Raw genomic sequence first — 22,264 nt, forward strand, 5'->3', positions numbered from 1 at the left:
AACAATTTGAACAATAAAGATAGAGCGGGGCATATTTTGCATAATTCACAAACAGATAACTGCAAAAATGGTGACGTTTTATTGTCTCCTGCTCAACGTTTTGCTGCTTTTCGTGAAGTTATTAAACATGAGCGTTCAATGGCCGCAGATTTTGAACGTTCTTTGCCTTTTGATTTAGACGATTTTCAGCGTGAAGCAATTGATGCTCTGGAAGCTGAAAATAATGTTTTAGTTGCTGCTCCTACAGGTGCAGGAAAAACTGTTGTTGCAGATTTTGCAGTATTTTTAGCTCAACAGCGTAACGTAAAAGCCTTTTACACTACGCCAATAAAAGCTTTAAGTAATCAAAAATATCATGATTTTTGCGAACAATACGGTTCTAAAAATGTTGGTTTACTAACAGGAGACACATCTGTAAATCCTGAAGCAGATATTGTTGTTATGACAACTGAAGTTTTGCGCAATATGCTGTATGAAAACTCTATTACGCTTAATTCTCTTGGCTTTGTAATTCTTGACGAAATTCATTATCTTGCAGACAAATTCCGTGGAGCAGTTTGGGAAGAAGTTATTATTCACCTTCCTAAAACTGTGAAAATCATTGGTTTATCTGCAACAGTTTCTAATGTGGAAGATTTTTCCTCCTGGCTTGAATCTGTGCGTGGAACAACACATTTGGTTGTAGATGAGCACAGGCCTGTACCTCTTGAAAGACATGTTGTTATTCAGGAAGATGGCAGAACTGAGCCTGAATTATTGGATTTATATGATCGCGACAATAAAGGAAACGAAACTAAACGAGTAAATCCTGCATTAACTAGGAAACTTAACGAATGGGAGCATCGCGCTCGTAGACGCCAGGATTCATACAGTGACAGCAAATACCGTTATAGAAAAGGCAAAAAGCGTGTTGTTAGAAGGGGAGTGGCCGAGTCAGATAAATCTACTCACCGACATACTCCTAAACGTTGGGCTGTTATTGACGAATTAGATTACTTAGGGATGCTTCCTGGAATTTACTTTATTTTTTCTCGTTCAGGCTGCGATCAGGCTGTTCAGCAATGCTTGAATGCTGGATTAATTCTTACTTCCGATGATGAAATGTATGAAATTCGCAAAATCGTTGACAGCATGGTTGCAAATCAACTTTCAAAAGAAGACTTGCATGCACTTTCTTTTGAAAGATTCAGGTTTTCACTTGAACAAGGTTTTGCAGCTCATCATGCTGGAATGATTGCATTATTTAGACATATTGTTGAAACACTATTTGAACGCGGACTTATTAAAGTTGTTTTCGCAACAGAAACACTAGCTTTGGGCTTAAATATGCCTGCAAGAAGCGTTGTAGTAGAAAAGCTAGTAAAGTTTGATGGCACAGGTCATGTTCCTCTTACTCCAGGCGAATTTACGCAGCTTACAGGCCGTGCTGGAAGACGCGGAATTGACGATATTGGTCATGCTGTATTAGTTGATCATGCTGATTTTGTGCCAGCTCAAGCTGCAGCACTTTCTAGTAAGCGCGTGTATCCTTTACATTCAAGCTTCGTACCAACGTTTAATATGGCTGTTAATTTGCTGCATTCAAGCGATGCGGATACTGCTCGCACAACTTTGGATTGCTCATTTGCACAGTGGGAAGCTAATGCTTCAGCCCAACGTTTACATAGTCGTATGAACGAGCTTGAAACAGCTCTTAGTGGATATGAAGAAGCTTTTCACTGTGAACAGGGAGATTTTGCTGATTTTCTTCAGCTGCGCATGAAACTTAAAGAAGCTCAGCATGATCAGCGTCGTAAGCTTAAACACACTTTATTTAAGACGGATGCTGAAAGAAGTGCAGCTTTTAAGAAGCTAGATGACACTATTTCTTTGCTTCGCGAAGAAGAGAGAAAGCATCCTTGTGCTGCATGCCCAGATATTCAACAACATTTACGTTGGGGATACCATTGGATGCGCGAACATAAGGAGCTTGAGCAGGTGCGTGAACGTTATGAATCTCGTACTGGTTCTGTTGCGCGAACTTTTGACCATATTTGTGACGTATTGTACAGTTTGAATTATTTGCAATCTTCTAAAGATAATAACAAGCAAAATATTTTATGCCTTACTGATCGCGGACAATTGTTGCGAAGACTATATAATGAACTAGATATTGTTTTTGCTGAGGCGATTTGTGAAGGAATTTTTAATAATCTTACGCCTATTGAATTATTATCATGCTTATCTGCTTTAGTATACGAATCTAGGGGAGCTTCAGGTGGAGAGCCTAAAAGATACCCGGGTGGTCAAAATGGAGCGGTATTTACAACTGTTTCGCGCATGAAGGATCTATTTATTAGAACAAGCGCATTGTGCGCAAACGCCCATCTTCCAGCTTTAAGACCGCTTGAATTTGGTGCTGTTGATATTATGTACGATTGGGCTCAGGGAGCAGATTTAGCCGACATTTTGCAAAATACAGACAATACTGGAGGCGATTTTGTTCGTCAAGCAAAACGTCTTATTGATTTACTCACCCAGCTTTACGCAGCGGGAGAGTATTTACAAGCTATAAGCGGTGTAGATAAAAATCTTGCATCTAACGCTCACGAAGCTGCATTACTTATGAACCGTGGCGTCGTGGCATATTCGGATGTGTAACATGTACAACAGCTAGTCCGTGCAATTAGGTAGTTTTATAAAGTACTAAATAAGGAGATACTATGGCAGAACGCAGTTTACGCGGTATGAGCATTGGTGCAAAATCTTTGGAATCTGACGATAATGTAGATTTTGCTGCACGCGAGGATGTTGCATATGTGTGCCCAAAAGGTCACCGCACAATACTTCCTTTTGCTCAAGGTGCTGATGTCCCTGAAGAATGGGAGTGCCGCTGCGGTTCAATTGCTCATCGCGAAGGTGAAGACGACCGTCCTGACGACGATTTTAACAAGCCGTCTCGCACACACTGGGATATGTTGCTTGAACGCCGTAGTGAAGACGAATTGAAGACTTTACTAGATAAGCGTTTGAAAATGCATCACGAAGGCTGGATTCCTGACTATGAGTGATTGCTCGATGGACTCGAGAAAAATCTCACGAAATGTTGTGCTATTAGATCTTGATGGCACTTTAACAAAGTCTGACGAAGGCATTATTACCTGCGCTAAGCTTGCTTTGAAAGAGTTAGGTCAGCCTATTCCTGACGATGCTGAAATGCAACGTTTTATAGGACCGTCTATTTTAGAATCCTTCCAGAGAATTAAAGTTCCTGAAAATCTGCAGATGCAGGGTCTTGCTATTTATCGCAAATATTATTCTGAGATTGCTACATTTGACGATCCGAACGTTCCTGGAAGCAAAATCCCAGGTTGTTTGCTCAATAAAGTATACGATGGCATTCCTGAGCAGCTTATTAAATTGCGCAAAGCAGGTTTTTATTTGGCAACCGCATCATGCAAGCCTGAATATCAAATGAAACCTATTTGCGATTATTTCGGATTTAATAATCTTATTGACGGAATTTATGGCGCAAGTAGGGATATGTCTCGTATTACTAAAGCGCAAGTTATTCGCTACGTATTCGATCAAATAGGCTATGATGCGTCTCAAGGAGACAGAGCACTTATGGTTGGCGACCGTTGGACTGATGCTGACGGCGCAAAAGAATGCGGATTAGATTGCTTGGGATGCGCTTGGGGTTACGCTGAACCTGGTGAGCTTAAAGCACACGGATCTTACAGGATTATTGACAACGTAAGCGAATTAAGCACAGCAGTTTTAGAATATTTCGCTTAACTTATTATTTAATAATACTTTTTAGTATATTATTACCTGATATTTATCCGATAATGTACGTTATGTCAAATTAGATTAGAATACGCAAAAGAAAGCAACAAAAAAAAACATAAAAAGTAGTACTCATTTTTATATTTGCTTACTTACTTTTATGCGGATACTTTTTTATTTTGTGATACTGCATACGCTGAATAACCAATCATTGCAGCTAAAGCAATAAAAGCACATAAAATACTACAAGTTTCAAATACAATAATCAACCATTTGTAAACTCTAAAATCAACAGTCTCTTTATCAATAAGATGATAAAAATTACAAACCTCGTTAATTATGAACGCTAAAATCATAACAGGCCATCCAGCTAAATAAACTGCAACAGCATTCCACGGAATCAACGGCATAGGCTCTGACGGCTTATATTTAGAAACATCTACGCCAATACTTTTAATATACTTTTTCTCTTCATATATCTTTTTGTTTCGACGAGAAAACGGTATAAGAAACATAATTTCGCTAACTAGGAAAATTAAAGAAGGAGCAAAACAAAAAACCATTACAACGCAAACTAAAACATTGCTAAGCATATTATTAGTAAAAAGCATCTATATCCTCCCTCTTAAAAAGGCCACGCATAATAATTGCTACTCAATAATTGTAGACTAATACCTACTATCCCCACGTTTCTTGAACGAGATTCCAAGAACTATGCTTATTCAACGAAGTTTTTGTAATAGATGATTTTGAATTAGATTTAGATGAAGATTTGCCAGAAATTTTCTTGTTGTCTTCTGTTTTAGTATTTTCAGAAGATGCTTCTAAAGCTAAATCATCTTCTACACGCGCCACAATACGCCCAACAGCAATAGCAAATACAGCGAAACCAGAAGCAAGCATACGACGCATATTTTCTTGATTCTCATCGCATTCTTGAACAGACTGGCCGTCGCAAATAATCGTCATGTTGCGCAAACGATCCTCAGAATAACGATTGAGAAAAATAATAGCAGTCGTAACATTTACTAAATTCACGCCAGCATCAAGCAGCCTTTTAGCAACTGCCATAATCGCAACATCCTTAAAAGAATATAAACGACGAGAACCAGATCCATTAGATGCATGAACCGAAGGCTCTATAATGCTTTTACGCGCCCAATAATCTAACTGCCGGTAAGTAATACCAGCAACCTTCATAGCAACGCTACCACGATATCCTAGCTGATCAGATGATAGCGAAAAACCAAAAAGCTCCCCCTGAACAGCATAAGAAGAATTATCGGAAGAATTATCGGACTGTAACTGCGTCATGAGCGAAAAATACCAGTCGGAATTTACCAATCATGATTTCATCACCATTATGAAGCACAGCTTCATCCACTCTTTCACGATTTACGTAAGTTCCGTTCAAGCTTCCAGCATCAATAATGCTAAAAACGCCGTTAACACGCTTAAACACTGCATGAGAGCGAGAAACAGTTGAATCATCGAGCAAAATGTCAGCATGCGAATCGCGACCAACTGACACCAAATCCTCGTCAAGAAGATAACGAGAACCGGAAACCGCTCCCCTGGTTGAAATCAACAATGCGGTTCCAGGCAGCAATTTTGATATTGTGTCAAAATCATCCTGCTGCAAAGGACGATCCGAAGTAGTATTCATTGGAATATGAATAGCTGGCATACCAATAATAGTTGTTTCGCCAGCGGTAGGAATTGGTTCAGTCATACTTGCTATTCTACCTTGTTACTCGACGGGTTTTGCATATTCGTACTGTTTTGGCGCGCGTGTCGCAGTAATTTCTACCTCATCTGGCACAGAAACCAAAACAGAAGAGCCAAATTTAATCTTCAAACGCGACCCAACACCGCCAGCAATATTAACAGCATTTTGAAGATTCTGCGGATCTCCGATTGCCTTAACAATATATGGCGGATCAATCATAATGCCGTCGCATAAAAGCCCATGCTTTGTTTGCGAAATATAGCTTGAAGTCACAATGCGAACATCATTAATAGACATAACTTCTACACCAGAATTTCGCAATTCCTCCACAAGCTGAAACATGGTTGCGGCGTCAATATTTTCCTTCTCTCCTGCTGTAATGTGTATAATAATACCCCTTCCAACAGCTGGAAGACGACCAGAAATAAGACCATTAGCTTGTGCGTTTTGTTGCGCAATTCTTCGCGCCTCATCCTGCTTATTAACTGCCTGCTTTAAAGAATCAAGCTGACCGGTCAACTCACTTTTTCTCATTTCAAGACTCTGAATTTGAGAATGCGTTTCGGTTATAAGTCGAGTTAATTCTTCCTCGCTCATTGTTTCATACAGTAAAGAGTTGCTTCTATTAACTTGAATCATATAAGCAAAACCTAAAAGAGCACAAAGAAGCATCATTAAAAGTCCGGTAAATATTCGCGTGTAAGTAATATGACCGCTTAAAGACGGCTTTACTCTACGGCGAACAGCAGGAAACGAACCCGTTTGAATTGCATCGCTTTCAGAATCGTGAGCATTCTGTCTGCGCATTTTATGAATAATGTCATCCCCTCGAGAAGCATTAGAAAACAGTGGTCGCATATTAACTCCTGAAAATAAAGCGACGAATTGCAGAAACGTTCGAGAATATTCGAATACCAAGCACAACAATAACTGCAGTCTGCAATTGAGCACCTACACCAAGCTGGTTCCCAAGCAAAACAAGTAAAGTCGCTGCAATAACGTTTGAGAAGAACGAAATAACGAAAACTTTATCCGAAAAGTTTCGCTCAAAATATGCACGAGCCGCACCAAGCAATGCATCCAATGCTGCGACCACCATAATTGGCAAATATGGCTGAATGACAATAGGAATATCTGGATGCACCACAATGCCAATTAGCACGCCTAAAATCAAGCCTAGAATTGCTGCCATGCTTATCTCCTATTTCTTTCGCTAGCAAAATTAATATCACCTGTACTAGCTGCGTTTAGTTTTATAACCCTGGAAGGTGAAATTTGTGGATTAATACCTGCGTTAAGTAAAGAAGTATACCAACGTACACGTTTTGCTGCATTAAATGCTCGCATTAATTCATTCGTGTCACCAATTGCTTCAATAACGTAAGGGCTTTGTGTTTGATTAACACCAACAAGAATTGTTTGACCAGCAATACGAATAGACGTTTGAGCGCCAATTCTATGCCCATTAACAGATATAGCCTCAGCTCCAGCTTCCCATAATGTTGAAACTAGTCTTTGAATATCTCTATCGGTAACAAGACGCATACGAGCACCGTTATTTTCCCTAGGCAATGAACCACTATTCGTGTCAGACCTAGCAGAAAGAGGATTTGCAATAGTTAAAGTAACTCCGCTTCCTTCAACAGCATGCGTACCGTTAACCATATCGTCGGATTTACTAACTTCGTCTTCCTCAGCAGTTGTAATACGCTGCGATTCATGATCAACACTATTTCTAAGCTGAGTTACTTCTTTAACAAGCTTGTCAAAACGATTCGTATAACCAACTAACTCGTTCGCTAAAGAAGAGCGTATTGCTTTTCTTGGATCCGTGTGCAATCTGCGAACAAACTGGCTACCAACAGTACCAATAGCAATACAAATAAGAAAAACAATGATACGCGTAAACCACTTGTGCCATGGTTTAACAGGCTGTTTGCCTAAACGAGCATCCATAAATAGCGGGTCAACAGGCCTATTGGTTAAGTCGTCAATTAGACGAAGAGCATAATCATCGATATACCTACGCCGATCGTGACTATGCGCAAAACGATCTGCAGTTAGAACAACATGGTGAGATTCAAGATTTGTAAAAGATTTGGAGAATAGTGCGCGACGACGAGATAACGCAATACCTTCCAACGCTGCAAAAGACTCAGGCATATCTACACTAGAAACGCGAGAAATGCTAGAAACACTAGAAGAGCTAGAAGTCTTAGTAGACTTCTCTTCTTCAAAATCTTTCTGAGCGTTATCTAATGCACTATTTTGAGCCATATTAACCTACATAGTTTACTTAGATTTTGCACCAGAAAGTAGCACATAGGCTTGTCTGTAATAAAGCAAACCGGCATACCAGTAAAGTACAATACCCCATATTCCGCAAGCTATAGCGGCAGCATACAGCACAAACATGGCCTCAGTGCTAACAGCATATACAATCATAAGAGACACAATAGCTAACATAATAAGAGCAGTCCCAGCTTTACCAACAAAATTGACCGGTAACGGTCCGTAATCATGTTGAGCCAAAAGAACCACCAAAGCTGCCATAATCACATCTCTTAGAACCACTAATACAAGCGCCCACCACGGTATTATTGATGCAATTGCCAACGCTACAGTACTGAAAATAATCAGAAGGCGATCAGCTATAGGGTCGAGAATTTGACCTAATTTACTAACTTGATTCCAGCGCCTAGCAATATAACCATCAATACAATCGGAAAAAGCAGAAATAGCTAAAACAACCAACGCAAGAATCATATGATTCTTAGTAATAAGCCAAGCTATGTATGGGATTGAGCATATGCGAAGAAAACTAATAAGATTAGGAACAGTTAGAACGCGATTCATCGCCTTAGGACTGTATTCCTGATTCATCACGAACTTAACCATAATTCTTCCTTAATCACATATTTTGCGTGTACTGAAACAAATATTTATATGCTCAAAAAGTTGTTACAAAAGATTTAAAATATTGGGGCACTTTTGATGCCCCAATACAAACAACTATGCACGCCAAGCGGCTTGAGCAGTATTTCTAATAGCTTCAATAGCTTTTGCAGGACTTTCAGCTCCATAAACTGCAGATCCAGCCACAAGCACATCAGCTCCAGCTTCAGCAACTGTAGCAGCCGTAGAAGGGCTAACTCCGCCATCTACCTGAATATGAGTTTGAAGTCCTCGGCGAGTAATTTCATCACGCAAACGACGAACTTTATTCATCTGATTGCTCAAGAACTTCTGGCCTCCAAAACCTGGTTCGACTGTCATAATAAGAACCATATCAAATTCGTCAAGAATATCGAAAATAGGTTCAACCGGTTCAGCAGGGCGAACAGCAAAGCATGCTTTGCAACCCATATCCCTAAGCTGGCGAGCTAAACGCACAGGAGCATGAGTAGCACCCATGTGGAAGCTTACAGAAGCAGCCCCGAGCTTAGCATATTCTGGAGCCCAACGATCAGGATCTTCAATCATAAGATGAACATCAACTGGAAGCTTGGTTACTTCGCAAATGCGCTTAACAATTGGCTCTCCCAAAGTTAAGTTCGGTACAAAGTGATGATCCATCACGTCTACGTGAACAAGATCCGCATTCGATATTGCGTCAAGATCTCGCTCAAGATTGCAAAAATCTGCGGAAAGAATGCTAGGTGCTATTTGTATATTCATGTGTTCCATTCTAGGAAATGCAAGAGACTAGAATGCTAAAAAACGGTACCTAATACTACTTTTTTGAAGTAGATTTTATTTTCTTTGACGAAACATTTTGCTCTTCGCGCTCACGCTCATCCGAAGTAATGTCAATAAGACGTTCAATTAACATTTCGCGTGTAGTATTACTTTTTTGAAGTAAAGCGAATCCTACTGCAGCAAAAATAAAAACAATAATAGAAACCCATACGTTAATTCTCACACCTAAGAAAACATGCGAAAAATCAATGCGCAAAGCCTCAATCCAAACACGACCAAGCGTGTACCACATAACATACAACATAAATAATGAGCCTGCTTTTAATTTGGCCATAAGCATTTTACCAAAGAAAATAAGCAGTGCTGCAGCAATGAAATTCCAAATCATTTCATACAAAAATGTTGGATGGAATAATGTTCCAGCCGGGCAAGTTAAACCATCGTAACAGCGCTCAGCATGCCCAATAGCTTGAGTTGCATTATAGTTTAATTTCAAACCCCAAGGCAATGTTGTTGGAGCACCATAAAGTTCCTGATTAAACCAATTACCAAGCCTACCTACGCCTTGTGCAATAAGTATTGCAGGAGCAGCAGCATCCGCAAGCAACCCGGCAGGATATTTGCGATGCTTGCAAAAAACGCATGCAGCAATCGCGCCTAAAAATATTCCTCCCCAAATACCAAGTCCACCGTTCCAAATTCTAAAAATTTCTAAGAAATCACCATGAGGTCCAAAGAATCTTTCTGGAGTTGTAATTACGTGGTACAAGCGCGCACCAACTATGCCTATAGGAAGACTTAGAAGAATAATATCGAGAATCTGATTAAAATCACCACCTACGCGCTTCCAACGACGATTGGTAATAAACATTGCAATCAATATGCCTGAAAGAATAGAAAGCGCATAAAACTTTATATTGATAGGCCCAAGTGAAAATTGCGAAATACTTGGCGATGGAATAAAACAGACTGTCATGGCGTCGATATTAGTCTAAACCCAAGATTGAGATTCTAAAGATTGACAATATTCAAGATTCTATGCTTAAAAATGAGCAAGATGAACAAGAACAAGCAGAACAGGACCACAAAGCAAAATAGAATCTACACGATCTAGCACTCCACCGTGTCCTTTAAGCAAATGGCCCATATCTTTAATGCCAATATCGCGCTTAAGCATAGATGCGCATAAATCACCAAAAGTACCAACGATACCTGAAGAAATGCCCATAACTAACGGCATCCACCAGAAATTAAACCAAGAAGAACCGTAAAAACCTGCAATAATTGCATACGCTCCAACAACAGCAAAAAGCATAGAGCCAATCAAGCCTTCAACAGACTTCTTTGGGGAAATACGCGGAGAAAGCTTATGTTTACCAAGCCAAGCACCAGCAAACAGTCCACCAGTATCGCTTAATGCTGGCAAAAATACTAAAAGCATGGCATGAGCAATAGCATAACGAGTATTAGTTAAAGCTAGAACAATGCAGGAAGCTAAAAGCGGAATATACAAAACTACAAATAGAGAAACAGACATATTTGTAAATAGCGTATGCTCATAGGATGAGCAATTAGAGCCGTTAAGCTTTTTTTCTACAGCATGCATTGTTCGAGTAGAAATAGTGTTACTAAGAGTTGCGCAAACTACAGTAAGAAGTAATGATGCTGTAATTCCGCTAGCCATCGCAACAGCGTGCCATTTTGCGTAATAGGTTGAAAAAATAGTAACAAGAGAGCAAAGCGACAAAGTTACAAACGGTATACGCAACCCAAGAGTTGCAAAATCAACGTGCAACTCCCACAACGCAAGAACCATAAAAACAGCCATTAATACAACGAAAACATCAATGCTAATAAGTAAGCATGCAACAATAGCCACAACCAAAACTGCTGCTGTTGCAATTGCTTGAGGCATATTGCGGCCAGTTCGACGATTTATGTCTGTTAAAGTTTCATGGGTGCCGCGTTCTTCCTGATTAGTAGAAGTAGCATCTGCTTTTTTTGCAGCGCAGTCAGCTCGCTTTTGATTTAATTCGCTTACGAAATCATGCTGCTTTTGTTGACTCATACGACACCCATTCAGATTGATTACAAAAATCTAAGAAAAACTGTTGAAACTCAGACTTCCATAATTTCTTTTTGCTTACCATCAAGCAAAACATCCAAAGAATCAGTAATCTGCTTAGTTACTTTATCAAGTTCCTTAAGTAAACGATCGCCTTCATCTTCACCAAGATCACCATCTTTAACAGACTTATCAATAGATTCCTTGGCTTTACGACGAATATTGCGTACAGCTACTTTGCCTTCTTCTGCCTTGTTCTTAGCAAGTTTAACGTATTCCTTGCGACGTTCCTCAGTAAGTTCTGGCATTGTTACGCGAATAACATTGCCGTCGCGGTTAGGGCTAACTCCCAAATCGGAATCACGAATAGCTTTTTCAACAGCATTAGCTTGAGAAGCATCAAAAGGAGTAACAGAAAGAGTTCGTGGCTCTGGAACACCAATAGAAGCTACAGCCTTAATCGGAGTTGGAGCACCATAATAGTCAACCATAATTCCATTTAATAAAGCAGGATTAGCACGACCAGTACGAATACCCATGAAATTTTCCTTAGTAGCTTCCACGGACTTATTCATCTGCTCTTTTGCTTGATCAATAATTGCTGACATGTGTTCTCCTTTGTAATATTTAAGCAAATGTTGGTTCTGCGTCAGACACTAATGTACCAATAGGTTCGCCAACAAGAGCACGAGTTACGTTACCTTCACCCTCTAAGCCGAACACTCGAATTTTTTGATTGTTATCTCTAGCCATAGAAAGTGCGGACGCATCCATGACAGCTAAACCATCAACAAGAGCACGCTGATAGTTCAATGTTACAAATTTTCGAGCAGAAGGATCTTTACGAGGATCCGCACTGTAAACTCCATCAACGCCATTTTTACCCATTAAAACTTCATCGCAATGGATTTCCAAAGAACGCTGAATAGAAACAGTATCTGTTGAGAAGTATGGCATACCGGCACCAGCACCAAAAATAACTACGCGACCCTTCTCAAGATGACGTATTGCTTTCAATGGAATATAAGGCTCTGCAACCTGTCCCATTGTAATAGCAGTTTGTACACGAGTTGCCTGCCCTGCCTGCTCAAGAAAATCTTGAAGAGCAAGACAATTCATAACTGTACCCAACATACCCATGTAATCACCACGGCTACGATCGATACCAGCCTGCTGCAACTCCGCTCCCCTAAAGAAATTACCTCCACCAACAACGATAGCCACTTGAACACCTTCAAGCACTGCAGTCATGATTTCCCCAGCAATTCTTCGAATAACATGAGTATCAATGCCAACAGCGCCGCCGCCAAATGCTTCGCCTGAAAGTTTCAATAAAACCCTACGGGACTTGCTTTCCTCCGCTTGTGCAATTGCCATACAGATTCCTCCAGTCATCACGGCGAATGCAAGTATATCTTTGCCATTTTATCTATAAAACGCGACACTTAACACACATTAAACTGTCAAATAAATAAAAAGGCTGCGTACAAAATGCACACAGCCCAATAGTTTAAGAATCAGAATAGATTCTTAGCATAAGCAATGCTTATTCAGCAGCGCCCTTGCCAACCTCAAGACGAGCGAATGCCAAAGCGGTACCGCCGACTTCCTTGAACAAGTCACCAACGCTCTTGGATGGATCCTTAACGTATGTCTGCTCAAGAAGAACAGTTTCCTTGAAGAAGGCGTTCATACGACCTTCAACAATCTTTGGAACAATCTTCTCTGGCTTTCCTTCAGCCAAGGACTTCTCGGTTGCAACGCGACGCTCAGATTCCAAAACTTCTTCTGGAACATCTTCGCGGCGAAGCCACTGAGCACCCATAGCAGAAATCTGCAAAGCTGCTTCGTGAGCAACCTTTGCACCAGCTTCGTCAGTAGCAATCATGGAAACGATGCTTGGAGGCAATTCCACGGACTTCTTGTGAGCATAAATCTCAACGTGTGGACCGCTTACCTTAGCAACCTGACCAACCTTGACGTGCTCGCCAAACAAAGCTGCTGCTTCTTCAACAGATTCCTTAACAGTTGCGCCATCAGCTGGTGCTGCAAGTACTTCTTCAGTAGTAGAAGCATTAGCTTCAACAGCATGGTCAAGAACAGTGTTAGAGAATTCCACAAACTTAGGGGTCTTTGCCACGAAGTCAGTTTCGGAATTCAACTCAACTGCATAACCAGTTTCACCTTCAGCAGACTTAACAACCTTAGAAGCGATGGTGCCTTCCTGAGCCTTACGGCCCTCGCGCTTACCAGCGGCCTGGATACCCTTTGCGCGGATGATTTCCTTAGCGCGGGCAACGTCGCCTTCAGCTTCAGTAAGAGCTTTTTTAACGTCCATCATGCCGGCGCCGGTTTCTTCACGCACCTGCTTAATCAACGCTGCAGTAATTGCTGCCATTTTGTTCTCCTCGTATCAATATGATTCTTAAAAGCTGCAAAAAGCAAAGAATTAATTGGATTTTGCAGCTTTAATTTAAGAATCTGGTTGCAAATTAGCTTACTAGGCTTTTGCCTCAGTATTTTCTTCCTTAGCAGGCTTAGCTTCAGCTTCGCCTTCCTTGGTGAGCAATTCCTTTTCCCAAGCTGCCATTGGCTGAGCATCATTACCTTCGGACTTAGCGCCCTTACCAGCATGCTCAAGCAAACCTTCAGCTACAGCGTCAGCCATTAAGCTAGTCAACAACTCAACGCCACGAATAGCATCATCGTTAGCTGGAATTGGGTACTCAACAGCTTCAGGATCAGTGTTGGTATCAACGATTGCCACGACTGGAATACCAAGCTTATGAGCTTCTTCAACAGCCAAAGCTTCCTTGTTAATGTCAACAACGAACATGGCAGATGGAGTACGGTTCATGTTGCGAATACCACCGAGCTGCTTGGAAAGCTTGTCCTTCTCACGCTCGAGAAGCAAAAGTTCCTTCTTAGTCAAGCCGGATCCACGAACATCGCTGAAGTCCATTTCCTCAAGTTCCTTCAAGCGCTTTACGCGAGTAGAAACGGTCTGGAAATTGGTCAACATACCGCCAAGCCAACGCTCGCAAACATAAGGCATGTTTACGCGAGTTGCCTGATTCTGTACAGCTTCCTGAGCCTGCTTCTTAGTGCCCACGAAGAGAACAGTGCCATTGTGGGCAACAGTCTGCTTGATGAAGTCATAAGCCTTGTCGATCATGTCGAGAGACTTGAACAAATTGATGATATGAATACCATTGCGCTGGGTAAGAATGAACTGCTTCATCTTTGGGTTCCAGCGACGAGTCTGATGACCGAAGTGCAAACCAGCCTTCAGCATTTCGCTCATGGTAATCTGTGCCATATCTATATACCTTTCTTGTCGGTTCTTGCCTGGCCATGTCTGTTCGCATGCAACTTGGCTTAAACATACGTCTAAGCGCAAGCCGACCGACACGAACGGACGCGTACATGGCGCGTATTTGCGAGTCCTTGTAGACAATAAAAAGCGAGCATTCATATAACGCGACAATACTCATGCTCAAAATGGACACGCAAAGCGAAATTATATCAGATACTAGATACGATATTTAATCAGCCAAAGTTAGGAACGCATATTGTTGCGAAGCTCACGCATAGCTTGCTTGCGAACGTCCTTTTCTAGCCTATCTAAATAAATATGACCGTCCAAATGATCGCATTCATGCTGCAACATTCTGGCCATAAGACCATCGCCTTCAAGAACAACAGTTTTACCGTCTAAATCAATACCGCGAGCGCGAGCATGATTATATCGGCGAGTTTTATACCACAATCCTGGCACAGATAAGCAGCCTTCATCGTCATATTGTTCTCCGCTTAAATCTTCAAGAACAGGATTTAGAATATAGCCAATACGTCCATCAATGTTGTAAGAGAACGCTCGTAAACTTACGCCAATTTGATTAGCTGACAATCCTGCACGACCTGGATCGTTCACAGTTTCCAACAAATCTTCAACCAAATGCTTAACAGCCGGCGTAATCTCACGAATCTCGTCACAAGGTGTTCTAAGAACAGGATCTGGAACAACACGAATTTTTCTAATTGCCACGCAAAAACTCCTTAATCAAGTGTAACTAATTACACATTATCTTCTATTGCAGATTAGTAATTAATTTCACTCGTTGTTGCGTACGTTATTATCGAGATTGTCTTGATTATCGCGAGGCGAAACAGATGATTCCGAGGAAGCTTCTTCACCAAAATGCTTAAGATGAGTTGCAGCCTGATCAATTGCTTGACGGACTCGAGGAGTTACAACCTCTTGCGCTTGCTTAACTGTTTCTTGAGCCTGCTTAACAGTTTCGGTAGTTTTATCGAGAATCTTAACAGTTGCAGGCAAAGGACGCGTGTTTGGCTTTGGAGCATACAATTGAGTTTCAATAATATCTGCGTAACGTGCAAGTATTTTTGGACGAACAATCTTCATACTTGGAGTCAAAGTTCCAGCATCCTGAGTGAACTCATCTTGCAAAATAACAAATTTACGAACAGATTCAGCCCTAGAAACAGTGCTATTTGCTTGATCAATAAACTGCTGAACAACAGAGCGAACAGCGTCATTGTTAGCAATTTCTTTCATAGATAAGTCAACATCCATGCTCTTATTCTTAAGCCATGAACGAACCATGTCTGGTTCAAGCTCAATCAATGCAGAAACGAATGGCTTTCCATCTCCAACCACTACTGCGTGAGAAACCAGTGGGCATTGCGCAATAATGCTTTCCATAGGAGCAGGACTTATATTCTTGCCTCCGGCAGTAATAATAATATCTTTCTTGCGACCAGTAATCGATAGGAAGCCTTCGTCGTCAATTTCACCAAGATCGCCAGAATGAAGCCATCCATCTTCGTCAATAACTTCTGCAGTAAGCTCAGGCTTATTGTAGTAACCCATGAAAACGTTAGGTCCTTTAATAAGCACTTCATCATCGTCAGCAAGTCGAATTGTGATTCCAGGACCTGGGCGACCAACTGAACCAACCTGATTTGCGTGCTCAAAATTAACTACGCACGGAGCTGCAGTTTCAGTCATACCGTAACCTTGAATGAAGGTAATGCCGTCAAGACCGTTGAAGAAATGCGCTAAATCAGCATTAATTGGAGCACCACCGCAAGCAAGCCATGAAAGATTAGGGCCTAAAGCAGAGCGTATGGAAGAACCAACTGTGCGCATGTACATAGCGTGATTCATGCGCGAAGCCAAAGAGTGAGCTTTGCCATCAACGTTGTCACGAGACCACTGAATAAAATGCTTAACAGCTTTAGCAAAAATGCGGCCACGAATACCTGCACCAGCTTTTTGAGAAGCAGCATTGTAAACTTTCTCAAAGACTCGAGGAACACCTAATAGGTAGGTTGGTTTAAAACTACGCAAGTCTGCGAGCAAATGCTTTGCGTTAGGAACATAACCAATAACACCATGCCCGCCAATAGCAACATATTGAATGTATCTAGCAAAGCAGTGCGCAAGAGGAAGGAACAAAAGTAAACGATTTGGTTTGCAAAGCATGTCGCTAAGAACATCGTATCCTGCAAAAACAATATGCGTAAAGTTACGGTGAGAAAGCATAGCTCCCTTTGGCTTTCCAGTAGAGCCAGAAGTGTAAACAATAGTAGACAAATCGTCTGCCTTAACAGCGATAACACGCTGATTTAGCTCGTCTTCACTAATTGATTTACCAAAGTCAATAACTGCTTCCAAACCGCCTGCTTTGAAATTGAATACGGTTTTAAGAGTAATGCGCTTATAATCTTGGCGAACTCGTTCTAAGCATTGAGCATGAGAATCGTCACCAGCAAAAGCAATAACCGGCTTAACTTCGTTGATAATGTCTGCAGCTTGTAAAGCAGAATCCGTTTCGTAAATAGGAATGCTAACTGCACCAATGCAAGCGCATGCAAAGTCAACAACACCCCACTCGTAGCATGTAGCAGAATAAATAACAACTTTTGATCCATGCTGCACACCAAGAGCAATTAAACCTTTAGCTACAGCCCTCACCTTGGAGAGCATTTCAGCAGCAGTAACATCATGCCACTGGCGAGTGTCGTCATCTTGCCACTGCGCAACAAGACCTTGCGGATCGCGCATAGCACGGTTAGAAAGAAGCGAGTAAATGGTGTCACCGTCTTTAGTTGGGTGAATTACTTCTACAGAAAATTCTCGGAGCATATTATTAATTGTACTTGATTCCGATGCCGACACTACTGTAAGCCATACAAAAAATAGAGATTAATATTGTTATTAGCTGACAAAATATTTAAATAAACGAATTTTTACAAGCGCTTATACTAAAAAGTTACGCAATATGCTAAAAATACAGCGGTTTAGCACACAATTCATGCACTAAACCGCATATTCTATATACAAAGTTATGCTGAAATAAACTTAACGAACATCCTGATGGAATGGGTTAAACGCAACATTGCAACGCTGGAAGCTCTTTACATCCACGTATCCGGTAGAAGACATTGTGCGACGCAAAGCACCAACAAAATTCGTTGTACCGTCAGCCTCGTGACTTGGACCAAATAGAATGTTTTCCAATGGAGCAACCGTTCCAACATTAGTGCGCATACCGCGTGGAAGTGTTAAATGACGAGCTTCAGCACCCCAATGAGTGCCGCGGCCTGGAGCTTCCGTTGCACGAGCTAATGGAGTTCCAAGCATAACGGCATCCGCGCCCATTGCAAGAGCTTTAATAAAGTTGCCAGAATTACCCATTCCGCCATCTGCAATAATTTGCACGTATCGACCACCGGACTCATCCATATAATCCCTACGAGCTTCAGCAACATCAGCAATAGCAGTAGCCATAGGTGCTTGTACTCCCAAAGTGTTCATAGTTGCAGACACAGCACCACCGCCGAATCCAACTAAAATACCTGCAGCTCCAGTGCGCATCAAATGCAAAGCAGAAGTGTAATCAGCGCAGCCTCCAACAATAACAGGCACATCAAGATCATAAATAAACTTCTTTAAATCAAGAGGCTCGTGATCTGTGGAAACATGCTCAGCAGACACAGCAGTTCCGCGAATAACAAACAAGTCAACACCAGCTTCAAGAACAGTATTGTAAAGTTCCTGAGTTCGCTGAGGAGAAAGAGCGCCAGCAACAGTAACACCAGCGTCACGAATAGCATGCAAGCGCTTAGCAATTAATTCCGGCTTGATTGGTTCAGTGTAAATTTCCTGAATTCGACGCGTTGCAACCTCGCAAGGCAACTCGGATATTTCTTTTAACAAAGGCTCTGGATTCTCATAACGAGTCCATAATCCTTCCAAATCAAGAACTCCAAGACCGCCCATTTGACCAATAGCAATTGCAGTATCTGGGCTTGTAACTGAATCCATTGGAGCGGCAATAATTGGAATATCAAAGGTATAAGCATCTACCTGCCATGAAGTAGATACAGCCTTTGGGTCGCGCGAACGGCGCGAAGGAACAATAGCAATATCGTCAAGCGAATATGCAACTCGGGCTTTTTTGCCCAAACCAATTTCAATTTCCTGAGACATACTTATTAGGCTAGTGCCTTATGCTGACGAAGTTTTATCTGCAATGTTTTACAACTATTATCAGTAGCTTTTTGATGTTGAAAAATCTAATTTTTAATGGTTTTTATAAGCAAATTTGCATAACAATGCATACAAAATATTCATCCAAATCTTACGACACACCGATAAAACCGTAATGTGTATAACTCAACACGCTTAAAATCGTTTATTTTCAACGTAAATGACGAATATTTTGTAATTTATCCACATTTTTGCATTTTAAACAGATAGACAAAAACTCGCGTTGTAAGCTTTTATCTAACTTGCTGATTTTGTAGGGATATGAGCTTAGCAAGTACTGAAATTTAAGGGCTCATAGAGCAGATGAGACACAGGAGAGAAAATGAAAATTAATATAGTTGATACATATGAAATGGATAACGATGACGAAAATGATGACGTGCTTAACAACAAGTCATCAAATAATAACAACGATAACAATGAGCATCCGCCACATGTTGTTTTTAACGCTCGCACATCGTTACCAGTGTACGAAGGCGAACTGTCTATTGCCTTATCGCGCAAAAAACTGGAGTACCATATTGGCACATGCTATTTTGACGATCAAGATGAAAAAGATCTTGTTAAGATTGCATTAAGAACTTGCCAAATAGCTTGCATTGCTTCTGATATTTCCAGAGGAAGACCTACTTCTACAGCTATGAAACAATTGCTAACACCAAAGTGTGTTACAAAATTAAATAACATGTGGAAGCTAATGGATGATTACTTCCAATATAAGAATGATATGAAAACACGTTCAGCATTGTGTGCGATGCCGGCAGTGCCGAGTTTTGTTAATGGAATGCTAACGAATCCTCATCATTTTGAAGGCGTTGTTCATATTTCTGCAGGACCGGTAGAATACTGGGCTTCAATCGTTTTGGAGCACAAATACAATAAATGGATTTGTACATATGCAGATTTGGGCTAGCGAATGGTAATGAAGTTCACAAATGTTTCATAAGTATTTAATAAAAATTACAGAAAACTCCCCCTTGTAGATTAATATTTTGCGAATCAAGCGAGAATCTTCTACAAGGTGGAGTTTTTTGTTGATACAACTTATACACTATTTTCAACTATCACTATTGAAACCGCAATTTTTACGACAACTAGCTGCCAGCTGTTTCAGAATGTAAAGCGTCAAATATGGTTTTTGCTTTACTTTCACCAATGCCATTAACCTTTTGTAAATCTTCTAACGAAGCTTTCTTTAACTCTTTTAAAGATCCAAATGAAGAAAGCAAACGTTTACGATACACTTCACCAATTCCAGGAATAGTGTCAAAAGCTGAATGCAAAGCACCTTTTCTTCTACGCTTACGATGGTAAGTAATAGCAAAACGATGAGATTCATCCCTTGCACGCTGCAACAAATACAATCCTTCTGAACTACGCTTCAAAATAATCGGATAATCTTCATCAGGAAGCCATACTTCTTCAAGTTTTTTAGCTAAACCACAAACAGTAATACCGCTAATACCCGCGTCCAGCATTGCGCGCTTAGCAGATTTAGCTTGCTCTTTTGCGCCATCAATAATAATAAGTTGCGGCTTGTAGGCAAAACGACGATTCTGATTAGAATCTGCAACAACAGCAAAATTATTCAAATTTTCAGATTCCACATTCGAATCAGAATGCTTAAATCTTCTAAAAATTGTTTCATAAACTGCGCTTAAATCATCAAGTTTCCCAACACCATTTTCTCCGCGAATAACAAAATGACGATACTCGCTAGGACGCGCAATTCCATCTTCAAACACAACCATAGAAGCAACCTGATAACTACCGTCTACAGTATTTGAAATATCGTAGCATTCAATGCGCAAAGGAGATTCCTTCATGCCAAGAGCCTTAGAAATTTCGTTCATGGCTTCAGTTCTAATATCTATGCTGTTAATACGACTTGATTTTATGCGAGTTAACGCTTGAGAAGCGTTTTCGTTAGCACGCTCCATAAGAGCTCGCTTTTCTCCACGCTCCGCAACTCTAATACTTACTTTAGAGCCGCGCATATTACTAAGCCATGATTCAAGCTCTTCTTGACGATCTTCAGGAATTGAAATTGGAACTATTATTTCGCGCGGAACTGGAGATATAGGAGCTAGTAAATCTTCGCGCCCCGTAGTTTCTTGGCGCTCTCTACGCTCTCTAGTTGCTTGAGCTCGCAATATTACATCAGTTGCAGTAGCTTTTTGCGTATCACTAACAGCATCTCGAATCTTCTTAATACTTATAGAAGTATTCTTACCATTAAAAACATTATGTTCATATTCTGCATAAACATGCGTAATTAAATCCGCTAAAAGTTCACCATCGGCTATTTGCTCATTGCGCTCAACAGACCAATTGCGCTCGCCGCGAATCATTCCAGAACGAACAAAGAATGCGTGAATTGAAGCTTCAAGCTCATCGGTACAAAAACCGAATACGTCAGCTTCCACATCGTCGTCAAAAACAGCTGAATTTTGTTGTAAAACAGTGCTTAATACTGAAATTTCGTCACGCAATTTAGCAGCACGCTCAAATTCTAAATCTTCGCTAGCTTGCTTCATTTCACGAGTTATTTGAGAAATATAAGATGAGCCTACGCTTCCAGTAAGAACCCCAACTAGGCGCTCAACTAAATAACGATGCTCATCCGGTTTAATATTTCCAATACATGGAGCCGAACATTTACCAATTGAGGCAAGCAAACATGGTCTTCCTGTTCTATGAGCCTTATTAAAAACTGCAGGCGAGCATGTTCTAACAGGAAAAGTTTTAATAAGCAAATCTAAGCTGTGACGCAATGGCCAAACTTTTGCATATGGTCCAAAATATCTAGCGTTTCTTGCGGAACGATTTCGAGTAATCCACACTCTAGGAAATGTTTCTCCTACAGATACAGCAACATAAGGGTAAGTTTTATCATCTCGAAAAACAACATTAAAACGCGGGTCGAAAGCTTTAATCCAAGTGTATTCAAGAGTAAGCGCCTCAAATTCTGTAGCAACAACAGTCCACTCCAAGCTTCTAGCAGAAAGTACCATTGATTGCGTGCGAGGATGCAATTGGTAAAGTGGCTGAAAATAATTTGCTAAACGATTGCGCAAATTTTTTGCTTTTCCAACATAAATTACTCGACCATCTGCATCACGCCACTTGTATACTCCAGGTTGCGCTGGAATATCTTTAGCCGCTGGACGGAACAAGTCTCGACTATCCCCCAATAATGGAGCTCCAAAAGCATTTACCTTTTCGCTAACATTTTCTGAATCTTCTGAATCTTCTGAATCTTCTGAATCTTCGAGATAATGTTCATCTTCAAATGATTGCGTTTTTCGCCATTTTTCGTTCGCTTTCATTTGATCTAATTCTTGCAAGTTATCTGGTTTATGCAAATTCTTATTAAGATTATTATTCTGCATTTTCACCTCCTTTCAAGCACAAAATGTAAACA

Annotated in this window: 22 protein-coding genes; 4 read left to right on the forward strand and 18 right to left on the reverse strand. The window is 40.8% G+C overall.

What is annotated here, in order from left to right:
- Positions 1–6: 6 nt before the first annotated feature.
- The 3 genes from ACJV7B_RS04120 (at position 7) to ACJV7B_RS04130 (ending at position 3,777) form a co-directional block, all read left to right on the forward strand.
- The gene (locus tag ACJV7B_RS04120) at positions 7–2,640 is read left to right on the forward strand and encodes a DEAD/DEAH box helicase (protein ID WP_410314334.1); all 2,634 of its coding nucleotides are present in this window, start codon (positions 7–9) and stop codon (positions 2,638–2,640) included.
- 62 nt (positions 2,641–2,702) lie between these two features.
- Complete coding sequence (locus ACJV7B_RS04125) at positions 2,703–3,050, forward strand: RNA polymerase-binding protein RbpA (RefSeq protein ID WP_004126876.1); 348 nt, start codon at positions 2,703–2,705, stop codon at positions 3,048–3,050.
- A gap of 7 nt (positions 3,051–3,057) precedes the next feature.
- Positions 3,058–3,777 carry an HAD hydrolase-like protein gene (locus ACJV7B_RS04130; RefSeq protein WP_410314335.1) on the forward strand — a complete coding sequence of 240 codons (720 nt, stop codon included), beginning with the start codon at positions 3,058–3,060 and terminating at the stop codon, positions 3,775–3,777.
- Between the two features lie 149 nt (positions 3,778–3,926).
- Here the strand turns inward: ACJV7B_RS04130 and ACJV7B_RS04135 are convergent, their stop codons facing one another.
- From ACJV7B_RS04135 to ACJV7B_RS04215, 17 genes are all read right to left on the reverse strand, one after another.
- The gene (locus ACJV7B_RS04135; protein ID WP_004137206.1) at positions 3,927–4,379 is read right to left on the reverse strand and encodes a hypothetical protein; all 453 of its coding nucleotides are present in this window, start codon (positions 4,377–4,379) and stop codon (positions 3,927–3,929) included.
- 67 nt (positions 4,380–4,446) lie between these two features.
- A complete protein-coding gene (locus ACJV7B_RS04140; RefSeq protein WP_116794032.1) occupies positions 4,447–5,082 on the reverse strand; it encodes a MerR family transcriptional regulator in 636 nt (211 codons plus the stop codon).
- Positions 5,060–5,500, reverse strand: a complete 441-nt coding sequence (locus tag ACJV7B_RS04145; protein WP_004137215.1) for an FHA domain-containing protein — start codon at positions 5,498–5,500, stop codon at positions 5,060–5,062. The genes ACJV7B_RS04140 and ACJV7B_RS04145 overlap by 23 nt, the downstream gene beginning before the upstream one ends.
- Positions 5,501–5,518: 18 nt before the next feature.
- The gene (locus ACJV7B_RS04150) at positions 5,519–6,355 is read right to left on the reverse strand and encodes a DUF881 domain-containing protein (protein WP_004137217.1); all 837 of its coding nucleotides are present in this window, start codon (positions 6,353–6,355) and stop codon (positions 5,519–5,521) included.
- A 1-nt stretch (position 6,356) separates the two neighbouring features.
- The gene (locus tag ACJV7B_RS04155) at positions 6,357–6,689 is read right to left on the reverse strand and encodes a small basic family protein (RefSeq protein ID WP_004135038.1); all 333 of its coding nucleotides are present in this window, start codon (positions 6,687–6,689) and stop codon (positions 6,357–6,359) included.
- Between the two features lie 2 nt (positions 6,690–6,691).
- Positions 6,692–7,774: a DUF881 domain-containing protein gene (locus ACJV7B_RS04160; RefSeq protein ID WP_116794034.1), complete on the reverse strand. Its 1,083-nt coding sequence runs from the start codon at positions 7,772–7,774 to the stop codon at positions 6,692–6,694.
- 15 nt (positions 7,775–7,789) lie between these two features.
- Entirely contained in the window at positions 7,790–8,395 is a 606-nt protein-coding gene (locus ACJV7B_RS04165; protein ID WP_004137237.1) for a CDP-alcohol phosphatidyltransferase family protein, read from the reverse strand.
- A gap of 114 nt (positions 8,396–8,509) precedes the next feature.
- Complete coding sequence (rpe, locus tag ACJV7B_RS04170; protein WP_004126825.1) at positions 8,510–9,175, reverse strand: ribulose-phosphate 3-epimerase; 666 nt, start codon at positions 9,173–9,175, stop codon at positions 8,510–8,512.
- A 55-nt stretch (positions 9,176–9,230) separates the two neighbouring features.
- The gene (gene lgt / locus ACJV7B_RS04175; protein ID WP_419389034.1) at positions 9,231–10,172 is read right to left on the reverse strand and encodes a prolipoprotein diacylglyceryl transferase; all 942 of its coding nucleotides are present in this window, start codon (positions 10,170–10,172) and stop codon (positions 9,231–9,233) included.
- Positions 10,173–10,238: 66 nt separating this feature from the next.
- Positions 10,239–11,264: a phosphatidate cytidylyltransferase gene (locus ACJV7B_RS04180; protein ID WP_116794035.1), complete on the reverse strand. Its 1,026-nt coding sequence runs from the start codon at positions 11,262–11,264 to the stop codon at positions 10,239–10,241.
- Positions 11,265–11,314: 50 nt separating this feature from the next.
- Entirely contained in the window at positions 11,315–11,869 is a 555-nt protein-coding gene (frr, locus tag ACJV7B_RS04185) for a ribosome recycling factor (RefSeq protein ID WP_004126816.1), read from the reverse strand.
- Between the two features lie 19 nt (positions 11,870–11,888).
- Positions 11,889–12,638 carry a UMP kinase gene (pyrH, locus tag ACJV7B_RS04190; protein ID WP_004126813.1) on the reverse strand — a complete coding sequence of 250 codons (750 nt, stop codon included), beginning with the start codon at positions 12,636–12,638 and terminating at the stop codon, positions 11,889–11,891.
- A 169-nt stretch (positions 12,639–12,807) separates the two neighbouring features.
- Positions 12,808–13,659 (reverse strand): translation elongation factor Ts, encoded by an 852-nt coding sequence (gene tsf, locus ACJV7B_RS04195; protein ID WP_004135048.1) that lies wholly within the window; start codon positions 13,657–13,659, stop codon positions 12,808–12,810.
- A 102-nt stretch (positions 13,660–13,761) separates the two neighbouring features.
- Positions 13,762–14,580: a 30S ribosomal protein S2 gene (gene rpsB, locus ACJV7B_RS04200; RefSeq protein ID WP_004126798.1), complete on the reverse strand. Its 819-nt coding sequence runs from the start codon at positions 14,578–14,580 to the stop codon at positions 13,762–13,764.
- A 240-nt stretch (positions 14,581–14,820) separates the two neighbouring features.
- Entirely contained in the window at positions 14,821–15,309 is a 489-nt protein-coding gene (locus ACJV7B_RS04205; RefSeq protein ID WP_004135050.1) for a peptide deformylase, read from the reverse strand.
- A 66-nt stretch (positions 15,310–15,375) separates the two neighbouring features.
- Positions 15,376–17,433, reverse strand: coding sequence for an AMP-dependent synthetase/ligase (locus ACJV7B_RS04210; RefSeq protein WP_419389035.1), 2,058 nt, complete (start codon positions 17,431–17,433; stop codon positions 15,376–15,378).
- 216 nt (positions 17,434–17,649) lie between these two features.
- Complete coding sequence (locus ACJV7B_RS04215) at positions 17,650–18,780, reverse strand: GuaB3 family IMP dehydrogenase-related protein (protein WP_004137248.1); 1,131 nt, start codon at positions 18,778–18,780, stop codon at positions 17,650–17,652.
- Between the two features lie 382 nt (positions 18,781–19,162).
- Between ACJV7B_RS04215 and ACJV7B_RS04220 the strand changes: the two genes are divergently transcribed.
- Positions 19,163–19,753: a hypothetical protein gene (locus ACJV7B_RS04220; protein ID WP_419389036.1), complete on the forward strand. Its 591-nt coding sequence runs from the start codon at positions 19,163–19,165 to the stop codon at positions 19,751–19,753.
- Positions 19,754–19,934: 181 nt separating this feature from the next.
- On the opposite strand, the gene uvrC is transcribed toward ACJV7B_RS04220, so the two are convergent.
- A complete protein-coding gene (uvrC, locus tag ACJV7B_RS04225) occupies positions 19,935–22,232 on the reverse strand; it encodes an excinuclease ABC subunit UvrC (RefSeq protein ID WP_419389037.1) in 2,298 nt (765 codons plus the stop codon).
- Between the last annotated feature and the right edge of the window lie 32 nt (positions 22,233–22,264).

The organism is Gardnerella bretellae, assembly GCF_048545135.1.
Classification (GTDB): domain Bacteria; phylum Actinomycetota; class Actinomycetes; order Actinomycetales; family Bifidobacteriaceae; genus Bifidobacterium; species Bifidobacterium greenwoodii.

What these genes read in the sequence shown, in the direction of transcription:
- ACJV7B_RS04125 (WP_004126876.1), top strand. Translation starts at nt 2,703, where the DNA reads ATGGCAGAACGCAGTTTACGCGGTATGAGCATTGGTGCAAAATCTTTG.
- tsf (WP_004135048.1), bottom strand. Translation starts at nt 13,659, where the DNA reads ATGGCAGCAATTACTGCAGCGTTGATTAAGCAGGTGCGTGAAGAAACC.
- ACJV7B_RS04155 (WP_004135038.1), bottom strand. Translation starts at nt 6,689, where the DNA reads ATGGCAGCAATTCTAGGCTTGATTTTAGGCGTGCTAATTGGCATTGTG.
- ACJV7B_RS04220 (WP_419389036.1), top strand. Translation starts at nt 19,163, where the DNA reads ATGAAAATTAATATAGTTGATACATATGAAATGGATAACGATGACGAA.
- ACJV7B_RS04180 (WP_116794035.1), bottom strand. Translation starts at nt 11,264, where the DNA reads ATGAGTCAACAAAAGCAGCATGATTTCGTAAGCGAATTAAATCAAAAG.
- ACJV7B_RS04210 (WP_419389035.1), bottom strand. Translation starts at nt 17,433, where the DNA reads ATGCTCCGAGAATTTTCTGTAGAAGTAATTCACCCAACTAAAGACGGT.
- ACJV7B_RS04215 (WP_004137248.1), bottom strand. Translation starts at nt 18,780, where the DNA reads ATGTCTCAGGAAATTGAAATTGGTTTGGGCAAAAAAGCCCGAGTTGCA.
- ACJV7B_RS04165 (WP_004137237.1), bottom strand. Translation starts at nt 8,395, where the DNA reads ATGGTTAAGTTCGTGATGAATCAGGAATACAGTCCTAAGGCGATGAAT.
- ACJV7B_RS04145 (WP_004137215.1), bottom strand. Translation starts at nt 5,500, where the DNA reads ATGACTGAACCAATTCCTACCGCTGGCGAAACAACTATTATTGGTATG.
- ACJV7B_RS04135 (WP_004137206.1), bottom strand. Translation starts at nt 4,379, where the DNA reads ATGCTTTTTACTAATAATATGCTTAGCAATGTTTTAGTTTGCGTTGTA.
- frr (WP_004126816.1), bottom strand. Translation starts at nt 11,869, where the DNA reads ATGTCAGCAATTATTGATCAAGCAAAAGAGCAGATGAATAAGTCCGTG.
- uvrC (WP_419389037.1), bottom strand. Translation starts at nt 22,232, where the DNA reads ATGCAGAATAATAATCTTAATAAGAATTTGCATAAACCAGATAACTTG.
- ACJV7B_RS04130 (WP_410314335.1), top strand. Translation starts at nt 3,058, where the DNA reads ATGGACTCGAGAAAAATCTCACGAAATGTTGTGCTATTAGATCTTGAT.
- ACJV7B_RS04160 (WP_116794034.1), bottom strand. Translation starts at nt 7,774, where the DNA reads ATGGCTCAAAATAGTGCATTAGATAACGCTCAGAAAGATTTTGAAGAA.
- rpsB (WP_004126798.1), bottom strand. Translation starts at nt 14,580, where the DNA reads ATGGCACAGATTACCATGAGCGAAATGCTGAAGGCTGGTTTGCACTTC.
- ACJV7B_RS04150 (WP_004137217.1), bottom strand. Translation starts at nt 6,355, where the DNA reads ATGCGACCACTGTTTTCTAATGCTTCTCGAGGGGATGACATTATTCAT.
- rpe (WP_004126825.1), bottom strand. Translation starts at nt 9,175, where the DNA reads ATGAATATACAAATAGCACCTAGCATTCTTTCCGCAGATTTTTGCAAT.
- ACJV7B_RS04140 (WP_116794032.1), bottom strand. Translation starts at nt 5,082, where the DNA reads ATGACGCAGTTACAGTCCGATAATTCTTCCGATAATTCTTCTTATGCT.
- pyrH (WP_004126813.1), bottom strand. Translation starts at nt 12,638, where the DNA reads ATGGCAATTGCACAAGCGGAGGAAAGCAAGTCCCGTAGGGTTTTATTG.
- lgt (WP_419389034.1), bottom strand. Translation starts at nt 10,172, where the DNA reads ATGACAGTCTGTTTTATTCCATCGCCAAGTATTTCGCAATTTTCACTT.